Origin of the sequence: Massilia brevitalea (genome assembly GCF_030711405.1) — a bacterium.
Classification (GTDB): domain Bacteria; phylum Pseudomonadota; class Gammaproteobacteria; order Burkholderiales; family Burkholderiaceae_D; genus Telluria; species Telluria brevitalea.
Genome location: NZ_JAULSI010000039.1, coordinates 24,508 through 38,310, shown reverse-complemented (window position 1 = coordinate 38,310; position 13,803 = coordinate 24,508). Strand labels below are relative to the sequence as shown.

The 13,803-nt window shown below is 62.2% G+C and carries 10 protein-coding genes; 3 read left to right on the top strand and 7 right to left on the bottom strand.

Annotated features, from left to right (window positions below):
* Nucleotides 1–43: 43 nt before the first annotated feature.
* The 5 genes from QWL29_RS21075 to QWL29_RS21055 form a co-directional block, all read right to left on the bottom strand.
* Nucleotides 44–1,255 carry an ABC transporter substrate-binding protein gene (locus QWL29_RS21075; protein ID WP_305824841.1) on the bottom strand — a complete coding sequence of 404 codons (1,212 nt, stop codon included), beginning with the start codon at nt 1,253–1,255 and terminating at the stop codon, nt 44–46.
* Between the two features lie 61 nt (nt 1,256–1,316).
* The gene (locus QWL29_RS21070; RefSeq protein ID WP_305824840.1) at nt 1,317–2,039 is read right to left on the bottom strand and encodes an ABC transporter ATP-binding protein; all 723 of its coding nucleotides are present in this window, start codon (nt 2,037–2,039) and stop codon (nt 1,317–1,319) included.
* Nucleotides 2,036–2,809 (bottom strand): ABC transporter ATP-binding protein, encoded by a 774-nt coding sequence (locus QWL29_RS21065; protein ID WP_305824839.1) that lies wholly within the window; start codon nt 2,807–2,809, stop codon nt 2,036–2,038. Before QWL29_RS21065 ends, QWL29_RS21070 begins: the two co-directional genes overlap by 4 nt.
* Before the next feature lie 327 nt (nt 2,810–3,136).
* Nucleotides 3,137–4,777, bottom strand: a complete 1,641-nt coding sequence (locus tag QWL29_RS21060) for a GMC family oxidoreductase (protein WP_305824838.1) — start codon at nt 4,775–4,777, stop codon at nt 3,137–3,139.
* Nucleotides 4,778–4,790: 13 nt separating this feature from the next.
* Nucleotides 4,791–5,825 (bottom strand): NAD(P)H-dependent flavin oxidoreductase, encoded by a 1,035-nt coding sequence (locus QWL29_RS21055; RefSeq protein ID WP_305824837.1) that lies wholly within the window; start codon nt 5,823–5,825, stop codon nt 4,791–4,793.
* A gap of 452 nt (nt 5,826–6,277) precedes the next feature.
* Here QWL29_RS21055 and QWL29_RS21050 point away from each other — a divergent pair, with 452 nt between their 5' ends.
* From QWL29_RS21050 to QWL29_RS21040, 3 genes are all read left to right on the top strand, one after another.
* Nucleotides 6,278–6,526: a winged helix-turn-helix domain-containing protein gene (locus QWL29_RS21050; protein WP_308635921.1), complete on the top strand. Its 249-nt coding sequence runs from the start codon at nt 6,278–6,280 to the stop codon at nt 6,524–6,526.
* 819 nt (nt 6,527–7,345) lie between these two features.
* Nucleotides 7,346–7,576, top strand: coding sequence for a hypothetical protein (locus QWL29_RS21045; protein WP_305824836.1), 231 nt, complete (start codon nt 7,346–7,348; stop codon nt 7,574–7,576).
* Between the two features lie 452 nt (nt 7,577–8,028).
* Entirely contained in the window at nt 8,029–8,823 is a 795-nt protein-coding gene (locus tag QWL29_RS21040) for a 5'-methylthioadenosine/adenosylhomocysteine nucleosidase (protein WP_305824835.1), read from the top strand.
* Here QWL29_RS21040 and ald read toward each other — a convergent pair.
* Both ald and putA read right to left on the bottom strand, forming a co-directional pair.
* Nucleotides 8,793–9,908: an alanine dehydrogenase gene (gene ald, locus QWL29_RS21035; protein ID WP_305824834.1), complete on the bottom strand. Its 1,116-nt coding sequence runs from the start codon at nt 9,906–9,908 to the stop codon at nt 8,793–8,795. The genes QWL29_RS21040 and ald overlap by 31 nt on opposite strands.
* A 38-nt stretch (nt 9,909–9,946) precedes the next feature.
* A complete protein-coding gene (gene putA, locus QWL29_RS21030; RefSeq protein ID WP_305824833.1) occupies nt 9,947–13,594 on the bottom strand; it encodes a trifunctional transcriptional regulator/proline dehydrogenase/L-glutamate gamma-semialdehyde dehydrogenase in 3,648 nt (1,215 codons plus the stop codon).
* Nucleotides 13,595–13,803 lie beyond the last annotated feature (209 nt).

Sequence of the window (13,803 nt, the reverse complement as noted above, 5' to 3'; positions counted from 1 at the left end):
CACGCGTGCATTACGGCGAAACAATTGAATCGATGGTGACGAATTACTTCCACGCCGCGCACTTGGTCTCGGCCTTGGTCGTGTACGCCTGGTCGCCCGGAATCGTCGACACGACCTTGTAGTAATCCCAAGGCCCTTTCGATTCCTTCGGCGTCTTCACCTGCATCAGGTACATGTCGTAGACCATGCGGCCGTCCGGACGGATCACGCCGTTCTTGGCGAACATGTCATTGATCTTGGTCGCCTTCAGGTGGTCCATGATCTTGGTGGAATCGTCGGTGCCGGTCGCTTTCACCGCGTTCAGGTAGTTGGTGGCTGCGGAGTAGTCGGCCGCCTGCAGCATCGACGGCTGCTTCTTCATCTTGGCAAAATAACGCTTGGCCCAGGCACGGGTGTCGGCGTTCTGGTCCCAGTACCAGCCGTCGGTCAGGTACATGCCCTGGGTGGTTTTCAGGCCCAGGGTGTGGACGTCGTTGATGAACACCAGCAGGCCCGCGATCTTCATCTTCGAGGTCAGGCCGAACTCGTTGGCGGCCTTGATCGAGTTGATGGTGTCGCCGCCGGCATTCGCCAGGCCCAGCACCTGCGCTTTCGAGGATTGCGCCTGCAGCAGGAAGGACGAGAAGTCCGAGGCCGACAGCGGGTGCTTCACGCTGCCCAGCACAGTGCCGCCGTTCTTTTTCACCACGGCGGTGGTGTCGCCTTCGAGCGACTGGCCGAAGGCATAGTCGGCGGTCAGGAAATACCAGCTCTTGCCGCCCTGCTTCAGCACCGCGGAACCGGTGCCGCGCGCCAGCGCCACGGTGTCGTAGGCGTAGTGCACAGTGTAGGGCGAGCACTGTTCATTGGTCAGTTGCGCGGTGCCGGCGCCGATCGAGATGAAGACCTTTTTCTTTTCCGCCGCCACCTTGGCCATGGCCAGGCTGGCGCCCGAGTTGGTGCCGCCGATCAGCATGTCGACGCCCTGCTGGTCGAACCATTCGCGTGCCTTGGAGGCGGCGATGTCGGGCTTGTTCTGGTGGTCGGCCACCATGAACTGGATCTTCTTGCCGGCCACGGCGCCGCCCAGGTCGGCAATCGCCATGCGCACGGCTTCGGCGCCGCCGTTGCCGTCGACGTCGGAATACACGCCGGACAGGTCGGTGATCATGCCGATCTTGATGGTGTCGCCGCTGATCTGGGCGTGTGCTGGAAGAGCGAAGCCGGCAGTAGCGAAGGCGGCGGCGGTGGCGAGGGCGAGGGTTGTGCGTTTCATCTTGTCTCCGTTGTTGTATGTGAAGCGTTGAAGCATGAAAGCGTGGGACTGCCCGGGTGGTCTAGACGCCGAGCAGTTCGGTCAGTACGGGCATGCGTGCGTCGAGTTCGCTTGATGCGATGGTTTCGACGATTTGCCCGTGCTCGACCACGTGGAACCGGTCCGCCAGCGGTGCGGCGAAGCGGAAATTCTGTTCGACCATGACGATCGTGTAGCCCTTGTTCTTCAGCGTCGTGATCATGCGCGCCAGGGTCTGCACGATGACCGGCGCCAGCCCTTCCGAGATTTCGTCGAGCAGCAGCAAACGCGCGCCGGTGCGCAGGATGCGCGCCACCGCCAGCATCTGCTGCTCGCCGCCCGACAGGCGCGTGCCCTGGCTGTGGCGGCGCTCGTACAAATTCGGGAACATCTCGTAGATCTCGTCGAGCGACATCGCGGTGCCGGCTTTCGGCAGCACCGGCGGCAGCAGCAGGTTTTCCTCGGCCGACAGCGAGGCGAAGATGCCCCGCTCTTCCGGGCAATAGCCGACGCCGAGGTGGGCGATGCGGTGGGTCGGCATGCCGATCGATTCGACGCCGTTAATCTTGATCGAGCCGGTGCGGCGTCCGGTCAGGCCCATGATGGCGCGCAGCGTGGTGGTGCGCCCGGCGCCGTTACGGCCGAGCAGGGTCACGACTTCGCCCTGCGCGACCGTAAAACCGATGTCGTGCAGGATGTGCGATTCGCCGTACCAGGCCTGCAGGTTGCGGATTTCCAGCGCTGCCGAGGTGTTGGCTGAACTCATGCGTGTGCTCCTTCGAGTTCGCCGTCGGCCGTGCCCATGTAGGCCTGCATCACTTGCGGGTTTTTCGATACCTCGGCATACGTGCCCTCGGCCAGCATGGCGCCGCGCTGCAGCACCGAGATGCGGTCGCAGATGCCGGACACCACGTTCATGTTGTGCTCGACCATCAGGATGGTGCGGCCGGCCGAGACCTTCTTGATCAGCTCGGTCACGCGGTGCACGTCTTCGTGGCCCATGCCCTGGGTCGGTTCGTCGAGCAGCATCAGCTCCGGTTCCATCGCCAGCGTAGTGGCGATCTCGAGCGCGCGCTTGCGGCCGTAGGGCAAATCGGCGGTGACGGTATCGGCAAAGCCTTCAAGGTCGACCTCGCCCAGCAGCGCCATCGCGCGCTCGTTCAGTTGGTCGAGCGAGCCTTCGCTGCGCCAGAAATGGAAGCTGGTGCCGAGCCCGCGCTGCAGGCCAATGCGCACATTCTGCAGCACGGTCAGGTGCGGAAAGACGGCGGAAATCTGGAAGGAACGGATGATGCCCATGCGCGCAATCTGCGCGGGCTTGGCGCCGGTGATGTCCTTGCCGTTGAACAGGATCTGGCCGGACGATGGCACCAGGAATTTGGTGAGCAAATTAAAACAGGTGGTCTTGCCGGCGCCGTTCGGACCAATCAGGGCGTGGATATGGCCACGCTGCACCTGCAGGTCGACGCCGTTGACGGCAGTGAAACCCTTGAACTCCTTGGTGAGGCGCTTTGTTTCAAGAATGACGTCTGCCATTGTGTCTCCGGTACGTTATCAACGTGCTGCTCGAGAACTACCTGGCCGATATTACACAGAAGAGTTGTGGTCCACAAGACAACACAGTCTTTGTGCACCGCTGCACAGGCTGGGCAGATCTGCCCACCCGTTTTGCATAATTGCACGGCTCAGCAAGATGTTTCGCGGTGCGGACGAGATGGAAGAAAACCGCGAATAAACGCGCGTTAAGGTGGCTCGAACCGTACGGTGGGCACCCCGTGCCCACGCGGTTACGTGCGCATGCTTGCACCTGCAGCCGGGATGATTCGCCCGCCGGCTTCAAACCCGGTCACGCAAGCATCGATATCATCCCGGCGCTGTTGCCGCCGCCTGCTTCACAATCATCTCCGCCGCCTTCTCCGCAATCATCAAGGTCGGCGCATTCGTATTCCCCGACGTAATGAACGGCATGATCGACGCATCCACCACGCGCAATCCTTCCACCCCGATCACGCGCAACTCGCTATCGACCACCGCTGCCGGATCGTCGCGCCGCCCCATGCGGCAAGTGCCCACCGGGTGGAAAATCGTGGTCCCGATCAGTCCCGCCGCCTGCGCCAGTTCTTCCTCGGTCCGGTAATGCGGCCCCGGCTTGAATTCCTCCGGCCGGTATTGCGCCAGGGCCGGCGCCGCCACGATGCGCCGGGTCAGCGCCAGCGCCTGCGCCGCCGTGCGCCGGTCGGCATCGGTGTTCAGGTAATTCGGTGTGATCTTCGGCGCCGCATAACTGTCGTTCGACGCGATGCGCACATGCCCGCGCGAGCTCGGCCGCAGGTTGCAGACGCTGGCCGTGAATGCCGGAAAACCGTGCAAAGGATCGCCGAACTTTTCCAGCGACAGCGGCTGCACGTGGTACTGCAAATTCGGCGTGGCTTCGTCCAGGCTCGAGCGCGCAAACGCACCCAGCTGCGACGGCGCCATCGACATCGGCCCGCTGCGAAACAGCGCGTATTCCATGCCGATCTTCATCTTGCCGAACCAGCTGGCGGCCGATGTGTTCAGCGTCTTCACACCCGTCACCTTGTAGACCATGCGCAGCTGCAGGTGGTCTTGCAGGTTCTCGCCCACGCCCGGCGCATCGACGACCGGCTTGATGCCGTGGCGCTGCAAACTCGCCGCCGGCCCGATGCCGGAGAGTTGCAGGATATGCGGCGAGCCGATCGCCCCCGCCGCCAATAAGGTTTCGCGATGCGCGACCGCCGTAAAAGCCCGCCCGCCGCCGGTGAACTGCACGCCCTTGCACACCTTGCCCCCCTGCCCCTCCTCGATCAGCAAACGTTCCACGTGGCAGCCCGTCATGATGGTGAGGTTTGCGCGCTGCGCCGCCGGCTTCAGGAAAGCCTTTGCCGTGTTCAGGCGGATGCCGCGGCGCTGGTTCACTTCGAAGTAGGACGAGCCGGCATTGTCGCCGGTATTGAAATCCTCGACCTTCTCGATGCCGACCTCGGCTGCCGCATCGCGAAAGGCATCCAGGATCTTCCAAGACAGGCGCTGCTTTTCCACGCGCCACTCACCGCCGGCGCCGTGCAATTCGCTGGCGCCAAGGTAATGGTCTTCGCTCTTCTTGAACAGCGGCAGTATCCGGTCCCAGCGCCAGGAATCGTCGCCGGCTTCAACGGCCCAGCGGTCGTAGTCGCCCTGCTGGCCGCGCATGTAGATCATGCCGTTGATCGAGGAACTGCCGCCCAGTACTTTCCCGCGTGGGTAAATCAGCGCGCGGCCACCCAGGCCCGGGTCGGGTTCGGTATTGAACAGCCAGTCGGTGCGCGGGTTGCCGATGCAGTGCAGATAGCCGACCGGGATGTGGATCCACAGGTAATCGTCACGCGCGCCGGCTTCGATCAGCAGCACGTTCACGTTCTTGTTACGGGTCAGGCGATTCGCCAGCACGCAGCCCGAAGTGCCGCCGCCGACGATGATGTAGTCGTATTCTCCAGCCGATTCCACGCAGGGTCTCCTGTCAGGACTGCAATTCGGATGCCAATAGTGCGATCAATTGTTCAGCCGGCATGGGACGTGCCCGCGCCACGCCGGTGCCGGCCCAGAGCGACATCAGCTCGGTGTCGTTGCTTGCGGATGCCGCGGCGCGGATGCTGCCGGTCAATGCGTTCTGGACGGGGTAAGGCGGCACCTGTGTTTCCAGCGGCGCCATCTGGCGCATGAAGCGGTTCTCGATGCCGCGCGCGTAGCGCCCGGAAAAGCTGCGCGTCAGGCGGGTCGGCTGGCCTTCGGCATCGATCAATCTTTGTTTGTAGGCGGGATGAATGCCGGACTCGTCGGTGACAAGAAAGGCAGTGCCCATCTGCACCGCTGCGGCGCCCAGCGCCAGCGCCGCCTTGATATCGCTGCCGTCCATGATAGCGCCGGCGGCGATGACGGGAATGTCCACCGCTTGCGCCACTGCCGGCCAGAGTTCGCGGGCAGTCAAGGTGGCGTCTTCCTGGCGGCCAATGAAAGTGCCGCGGTGGCCGCCGGCCTCGACGCCGGAGGTGATCACCGCATCGGCGCCGATGGCTTGCCAGGCCAGCGCCTCGTCGACCGTGGTGACGGTGCCGATGGCCAGGATGCCGGCCGCATGCAGGCGTTCGACCTGGAGCGCGTCGAGGATGCCGAAGGTGAAGCTGGCCGCGGCCGGGCGCAGGTCGAGCAGGGTTTCGAACTGGGCGTCGAAGTCTTCGCACCATTGCTTTGGCTGCGGCAGGGCGGTCCAGCCCAGGCTTTGCCAGACCGGGCGCAGGAGTTCGGCGCCACGTTCGATTTCTTCATTCGACGGCGCGGGGGTGCGCTGGACGAAGAAATTCAGGAGGAAGGGACGGTCGGTGAGGCTGCGGATGCGCTCGACCCCGGTGCGCAGGGCTGCGGGGGATAACAGCGAACCGGCAAAAGAGCCGAGGGCGCCGGCGTTCGAGACAGCAGCCACCAGCTCGGGCGTGGTGGCGCCGCCGGCCATTGGGCCCTGGATGATCGGCAGCTTGAACAGCGAACTGAACTCCATACGGCATCCTTCCCTGAAACGACGCAATTAAGCGATTCAATGAAGCAAAGCTTACCAGATCGCAAAACAGTTGCCGAAAATATGGACGGCAATGTTGGCTTGCAGCCTGAATCCGGCCTGCTGCTGCAACCGTAGAGGATGTGAAAAAATCGTCAGGGCAAGGCGCCGAGTCGAAGACAATACGAGCGTACGGCGAGACGAGGCAACGCAGCCATGGCGATTTTTTCACATCCTCGTAGGGTGGGCCGGGCCGCGCTAGGCACCCGTGCCACGCGGAAACATAAGCAGACCCTGGCCGCAGGAGCAACACACGGCCCGGCCAGCGCCAACCAAAACCGCGGCCGCAGGAGCAGCAACGCGGCCGAGGCCAGCGCCAACAATCAGAAACTGTTGTTCAAGCCAACCCACACCCGGCGTCCGTCACCCACGGTGTTGTAGGTCAAGTCGTCCAGCTGCTTGCCCTGAGCATCGGAGAATTCCGGCTGCTGCGGGTATTGCTGGCCCATCCAAATACCGTGCTCAGCCGTGAACGCATGCTGGAACTCACTGCCGGCAGCGACCCGCAGGCGTTTGACCGCAGCATCGACAGCCAGGTCAGCCGCCTGCGCAAGAAAATCGAAACCGATCCACGCCGTCCGCAGCTGTTGAAGACCGTCTGGGGCAATGGCTACATTCTGGCAGCCGAAGTGCATCCGGCCTGAAGCGCCAGATCCGGCATTTCCCCGGCAACGCTCCACCCAGCGCTGCCACGAAAACCGACGCGAACGGCCAGCACGCCACCACCGGCCTGCGTTTCAGTTCACAGCAGCAAGCTTACCAGATCGTAAACGCCGCGCCAGAGGCGCTACTGTGGATAAGCTTCTTGATATCCACAGGAACGGTTTGTGCAAAAACGCGTCTTTTTCCACACGCGCGATTTTTATCCAAATTTGCCACCAGGAACATACAGCAGCAAATCAGGGCTTATACCGCGTGTAAACCAATGATTTCGCGTCCGTTAACTGGCTTATCCACAGAAAAGGGCAGTTGTTAACACTACTACTATCTTTGTATACAGATTTTGGTTGTAAACCTGAGGTGCTTCGCGCTGCGCGCCCGAAAAAAAAAATTTTCGCTGAGAGCCCGACTGTTGGCAAAAAGCCGCACATCGCAAGCTGCCAGCTTTTCGCCATGTGGGCAGCTGGGAAACCACGCTCTGCTCGCCTGTCTGCAGGTTTGGCAGGTCGATGCTGGTTTGCTAGCCGCTGCCAGCTGTGGACAAGCCCATGTATATCCACAGGAAGGAATGTGCAGAACGGCTGACTTCCGCATGCAGGCAAAATTTGTACAAAAACCGTGCAAGTCAAAAACAAGGTTTGTCCAGCCCATCCGGAAGCACGTAAACCGTTGACGCTGTGGAGAAAAACCAGTTTATCCACAGATAAAGGGGCGTTTACTACTACTACCAACTTTATATCTATGTACTTATTAAGAAGATGAAGTGCGCAAGTGCAGGGGAAAAGCAAAAAAAAACGTCCGGGATGCTGCATACGCTGTCGCGTAGGCTGCTGAAGAAAGGTTTGGCAGGAAGTCACGAAGACGCGTCGGGCATCGACTACGAAAACAAGCCGATGTGCACGCGTTTGCTGAAGCTCGCTGAAAAATGGTCGGGCCTGTTTGGCCTGGTTCGGATTTACCTGCTTTGCCCGCTTCGCCGAACCGACGGGAAGCTGGCCAAGTCCACCACCATGATCGCGATCCTGGCAGGCTGAATCGGACCGGGACAGGATAGGCGCAAGCTGCCGGCACGACTGCATGCCGCTGAATGCACTCTGCCAGCATCGAAACACTGCTTGAAACCTGTTTTGCCAGCAAAAAGCAGTCTGAAAGCGCCTGGAAGCAGCTCGGCTGTGGACAAGCCGCTGGATATGCACAGGATCAGATGTGCAGAAACGACTTCTTTGTTGACTAGCCGTTTTTTCTCCAACATCTGTTCTGGATAGATACAATCCTTGTCCAGCCAGTTCGTGTCGACGTAAACTGCTGATCTTGTGGAGAAAACTCTTCTTATCCACAACAACATCATCGTTTACTATCACTATCAAATTTATATATACGTTTACTACTGTAAACAGTAAATAACGCGAACAACGGGCATAAGTGCCATTTCAGGCGCTCCCAGCTCGTCTGCAGACTCTTTTTTGAACTCAAAACAAGCAAAAACATGCGTCTAGGGATCATCAGCGCCTTGTACGAAGAACAGCAGGGGCTCGTAGAGGCCATGCAGAGCCCCTACAAGCTCATCCATGGCCAACGCGAGTACTGGCTCGGACAACTCTGGGAAATCGACGCTGTGTGCGTTTTATCGCGTATAGGCAAGGTTGCAGCTGCCATGACAGCCACCACGCTTGTGGAAAAGTTCGGAGTTACGCACATCCTCTTTACGGGTGTGGCTGGCGCTGGCGACAAAACGGTGCAGGTTGGCGACATCGTGGTGGCCGAATCGCTGGTCCAGCACGACATGGATGCCAGTCCCCTGTTCCCGCGCTTCGAGGTGCCGCTGACCGGCCTGACCCACTTCCCCGCCGATCACGCGCTCGCTACGCGTTTGATCGATGCGGCGCACGTTTTCCTGGACGAGGACTTCGACAGCGCCATCGATCCGCGCGAGAAAGCGGTATTTGGACTCAGCCGGCCACGGATCCACCGCGGCCTGGTTGCCAGCGGCGACCAGTTCGTCAACGATGCCGAGCACATCAGTGGATTGAATGCAGCCCTGCCCGGCCTGGTGGCGGTGGAGATGGAAGGTGCGGCGGTGGCCCAGGTCTGCTACGAGCTGGGTGTGCCGTTTGGCGTGATCCGGACGATTTCCGACAACGCCAATGAAAACGCGGCCACCGACTTCATGCGTTTCGTGAAATCAGTGGCCGCGCGGTATGCGTTTCACATCGTCAGGCGCTTTTGCCTGGAGACGGAAAGCGTGTCGGTTCAGTCGAGCAGGGAATCGGCAGGCGTGTAGTCGTAGTTCAAGGCTTCAGCCACCGCCCCGTAGGTGATCTTGCCCTGGCAAACGTTCAGGCCGTTGCGCAGGTGGACATCGTCCGCCAGCGCCTGGCGCCAGCCTTTGCCGGCCAGCGCCACGGCGTGGCCGATGGTGGCGTTGTTCAAGGCAAAGGTCGAGGTACGGGCCACGGCGCCCGGCATGTTGGCCACGCAGTAGTGCACCACGCCATCGACGACGAAGGTCGGATCCGCATGCGTGGTCGGATGCGAGGTCTCGAAACAACCGCCCTGATCGATGGCCACGTCGACCACCACCGAGCCCTTCTTCATGCGCGCGATCATGTTGCGGGTGACCAGTTTCGGCGCCGCCGCACCCGGTACCAGCACGCCGCCCACGACCAGGTCGGCCGAGAGTACTGCTTCCTCGATCGCATGGGCATTCGAATACAGGGTGGAAATGCGGTTGCCGTAGACCAGGTCGAGCTGGCGCAGGCGGTCGATGTTCTTGTCGAGCACGGTCACGCGGGCGCCGCTGCCGACCGCCATCTGCAGCGCGTTGGTGCCGACCACGCCGGCGCCGATGATCACTACATGGCCCGGCGCCACGCCCGGCACACCGCCCAGCAGCAAGCCCATGCCGCCTTTCGATTTTTCCAGGTGGGCTGCACCGGCCTGAATCGCCATGCGCCCCGCCACTTCGCTCATCGGCGCAAGCAAGGGCAAGCCGCCGCCTTGGCCGGTGATGGTTTCGTAGGCAATGCAGACGGCGCCGGAATGCACCAGCGCCGCGGTCTGCTCGGGATCGGGCGCCAGGTGCAGGTAGGTGTAGAGGATCTGGCCGGCACGCAGCATCGCGCACTCCTGCGGCTGCGGCTCCTTGACCTTGACGATCATGTCGGCGCGCGCAAAGACTTCTTTCGCCGTCTCCACGATGCTGGCGCCGGCGGCCAGGTATTGATCGTCGGATAGACCGATCTCGCTGCCGGCGTTCGTTTGAACAATCACCTGATGCCCCCGTGCGACCAGCTCGTGCACCGAAGGCGGGGTCAAGCCGACCCGGTACTCATGGTTTTTAATTTCTTTTGGAACGCCGACCAGCATGTCTTCCTCCAATTGTTTGAATAAAAACTGCTACATGATTACAGCCCCAGCGTCATGAGGCTTGCGTTGCCGCCAGCCGCAGTCGTGTTGACGCACAGCGCGCGCTCGGCCACCAGGCGCCACAAGTCCACCGGCGCCTGGCCATCGGTATCGACGATGCCGACGATTGCATCCGGACGCGCCGCCAGCTGCGAGCGCAGTGCACCTTTCAGGCCGGTTTCTAGCAGCGCGATCCCGAAATCGCACTGCGCCACGTCAGCGGAACCGACGAAGCGGATGCGGTCTTTCACCTCGATCGGCAAATCGTCCGGCACGACAATCCCGGCGCCGGCCAGCACATAGGCGCGGTTGCCGGTGGCCAGCGCCGCTGCCAGCTGGTTCAGCATTGCCGGCAAGGTATCGGCTGCGCACAGCACGGCGCCGCGCGGGCAGAAGGCCAGGGTGTTGCGCTCGCCGGTCGGGCCCGGCAAGACGAGTTCGCTGCCGTTCAGCTGGGTGCGGGTGTAGGTCTCGCCCAGCTGGACAATGTGCGGGTGGCCATGGGTGCGCGCCCATACCAGCAGCGACACCAGCGCCGGGCAAGCCTTGCGATTGTGTTCCAGCAACGGTGCGGCGCCGCGCTGCAGGCGCTTCAGGTAGAGCGGGCCGCCGGCTTTCGGGCCGGTGCCGGATTTGCCTTCGCCGCCGAACGGCTGCACGCCGACCACGGCGCCGACGATGTTCCGGTTCACGTAGATATTGCCCACATGCGCGCGGGTGGTGATGAAATCGATGGTTTCATCGATGCGCGAATGCACGCCCAGGGTCAGGCCATAACCGGTAGCGTTGATCGAGTCGACGACCTTGCCCAGGTCGGCGCGGCGGTAGCGCACGATGTGCAGCACCGGGCCAAAGACTTCGTGCTTCAGCTCGTTCAGCGAGCCGATTTCCAGCACGGTCGGCGGGACGAAGGTACCCTGCGCCGTCACGCTGGCCGGGAGTTCCAGGGCAAAGTGGTTTTTCGCGGTGGCCTGCATGCGCTCGATGTGGGCCAGCAGGTTGCGCTGGGCTTCCGCATCGATGACCGGGCCGATGTCGGTGGCCAGGCGGTCCGGGTTGCCGACGCGCAGTTCGCCCAGCGCACCTTTCAACATGCGGATGGTCTTGTCGGCGATGTCGTCTTGCAGGAACAGCACGCGCAGGGCCGAGCAGCGCTGGCCAGCGCTGTCGAATGCCGAGCTCAGCACATCTTGCACCACCTGTTCCGGCAGCGCCGACGAATCGACGATCAGCGCGTTCTGGCCGCCGGTTTCCGCCACCAGCGGAATGTCGGCGCCTTCGACTTCGCCGCGCTTGGCCAGCGTGCGGTTTATGAGTTGCGCCACTTCGGTCGAACCGGTAAAGATCACGCCTTTCACGCGCGCGTCGCCAGTGAGTGCGGCGCCGACCACTTCGCCGCGGCCCGGCAGCAATTGCAGCGCGGCGGCCGGGATGCCGGCTTCGTGGAACAGCTGCACCGCGCGGTGGGCGATCAGCGGCGTTTGCTCGGCCGGTTTCGCCAGCACGACGTTGCCGGCAGCCAGGGCCGCGGCCACTTGACCAGTGAAAATCGCCAGCGGGAAGTTCCATGGGCTGATGCACGTCACCGGTCCGAGCGCCTGGGCCGCCATGGCGTCTTTCGCCTGGGCAGCGTAGTAGCGCAGGAAGTCGACCGCTTCGCGGATCTCGGCGATCGCGTTCGGCAGCGATTTACCGGCTTCGCGCACGGCCAGGGCCATCAGCTCGGCCATGTTTTCTTCGAACAGATCGGCCACGCGCATCAGCATCGCAGCGCGTTCGCCGTTGGCGCTTGACTGCCACTCGCCGGCGAAGACGCTTGCCACTCCCAATGCGGACTCGACGTCGATCTTCGATGCTTCCAGCACCGTGCCGACGACATCGGCCGATTGCGCCGGGTTCACCACCTTCAGCGAGTCGGCGCCGTGCACCGGGCCGGCGATCAGTGGCGCTGCCGCGTAGTCGCGCTGGCGCGACAGTTCGGCGCCCAGCACCTGCAATGCATCTTCATTCGTCAGGTCGATGCCTGCGGAATTCTTGCGCTCGGCGCCGAACATGGCGCGTGGCAGGGCGATACCCGTGTGCGGCAAGCCGCCGGATGCGCGCGCCACCTCGAACGGATCGTTCAGCAGCGACTCGACCGGGATCTTTTCGTCGACGATCTGGTTCACGAACGAGGAATTGGCGCCGTTTTCCAGCAGGCGGCGCACCAGGTAGGCGAGCAAGGTTTCGTGCGAACCGACCGGCGCGTAGATGCGGCAGGCCTTGTTCAGGTTATCCTTGCCGACCACCTGGTCGTACAGGGTTTCGCCCATGCCGTGCAGGCACTGGAATTCGTAGTTATCCACGCCGCGTTCCTTGGCCCAGGTGTAGATCACCGACAAGGTGTGCGCATTGTGGGTGGCGAACTGGGCGTAGATGACGTCGGTTGCGGCCAGCAGTTTTTCCGCGCAGGTGAGATACGACACGTCCGTATAAACCTTGCGCGTGTACACAGGATAGCCCGGCATGCCGTCCACCTGGGCGCGCTTGATCTCGGCATCCCAATAGGCGCCTTTCACCAGGCGCACCATGAATTTCTGGCCGCTGCGCTTGGCCAGGTCGACCACGTAGTCGATCACGAAGGGGCAACGCTTCTGGTAACCCTGCACCACCAGGCCGATGCCCTCGAAACCGGCCAGTTCCGCATCGAAGGCCAGCGCTTCCAGCATGTCGAGGGAAATTTCCAGGCGGTCTGCTTCTTCCGCATCGATGTTGATGCCGATGTTGTAGCTTTTCGCCAGCAGCACCAGGTTGCGCACGCGCGGCAGCAACTCGCCGATCACGCGCGCATACTGGGCGCGGCTGTAGCGTGGATGCAGGGCCGACAGCTTGATCGAGATGCCGGGGCCGTTCTTGATGCCGCGCCCGTTCGAGGCCTTGCCGATGGCATGGATCGCCGCCACGTAGGAGGCATAGTAATTCTGAGCATCGGTTTCGGTCAGCGCCGCTTCGCCCAGCATGTCGTAGGAATACTGGTAGCCGCGTGTCTCGTTCGGCTGGCTGTTCTTCAGCGCTTCCTCGATGGTCTGGCCGGTGACGAACTGGTTGCCCAGCATGCGCATGGCCATGTCGACGCCCTTGCGGATCAGCGGTTCGCCGCCCTTGGCGATCAGGCGTGTCAGGGCCGAGCCCAGGCCGCGTTCGCTGTTGCTCGAGACCAGCTTGCCGGTGACCAGCAAGCCCCAGGTGGCCGCGTTGACGAACAGCGACGGCGATTCGCCCAGGTGGCTGCGCCAGTCGCCCTTGCTGATCTTGTCGGCGATCAGGCGGTCGGCGGTGGCGCTGTCGGGAATGCGCAGCAGCGCTTCGGCCAGGCACATCAGGGCCACGCCCTCTTCCGACGACAGCGAGAATTCATGCATCAGCGCATCGACGCCGGAAGCGCGCGTGCGTTTCGTGCGCACGTTCGAGACCAGGCGGTGCGCCAGCGGCTTGGCTTCCGCGCTCGGCTTCGCGCCCTGGGCCAGCAGCCACTGGACGGCTTCGGTCTCGTCGCGGCGGTAGGCGGCGGTGATGGCGGCGCGCAGCGGCGTCTGCTCCTGCTTGATTTCAGCCTGGAAGGTGTCGAATGGAACGAAGGTGGTGGCCGGGGTGGCGGCGATCTGCATGGTGGGTCTTTTAGGTTCAGGGAAAGGGAGCGCACAGCAAAACGCGCCGCTTGCAGGAGCAAGCGACGCGCGATTTATACCGTGCTTCAATCGTTTGATTGTAGAAGGAAATCTTCTGGATTAATTCTGTTTTTAATGGGCACTAGCAATAGATAGTTTTTGGTGCGAGAATTCGGCCAAATAATATTTACGGTAGGAGCGGAGACGCC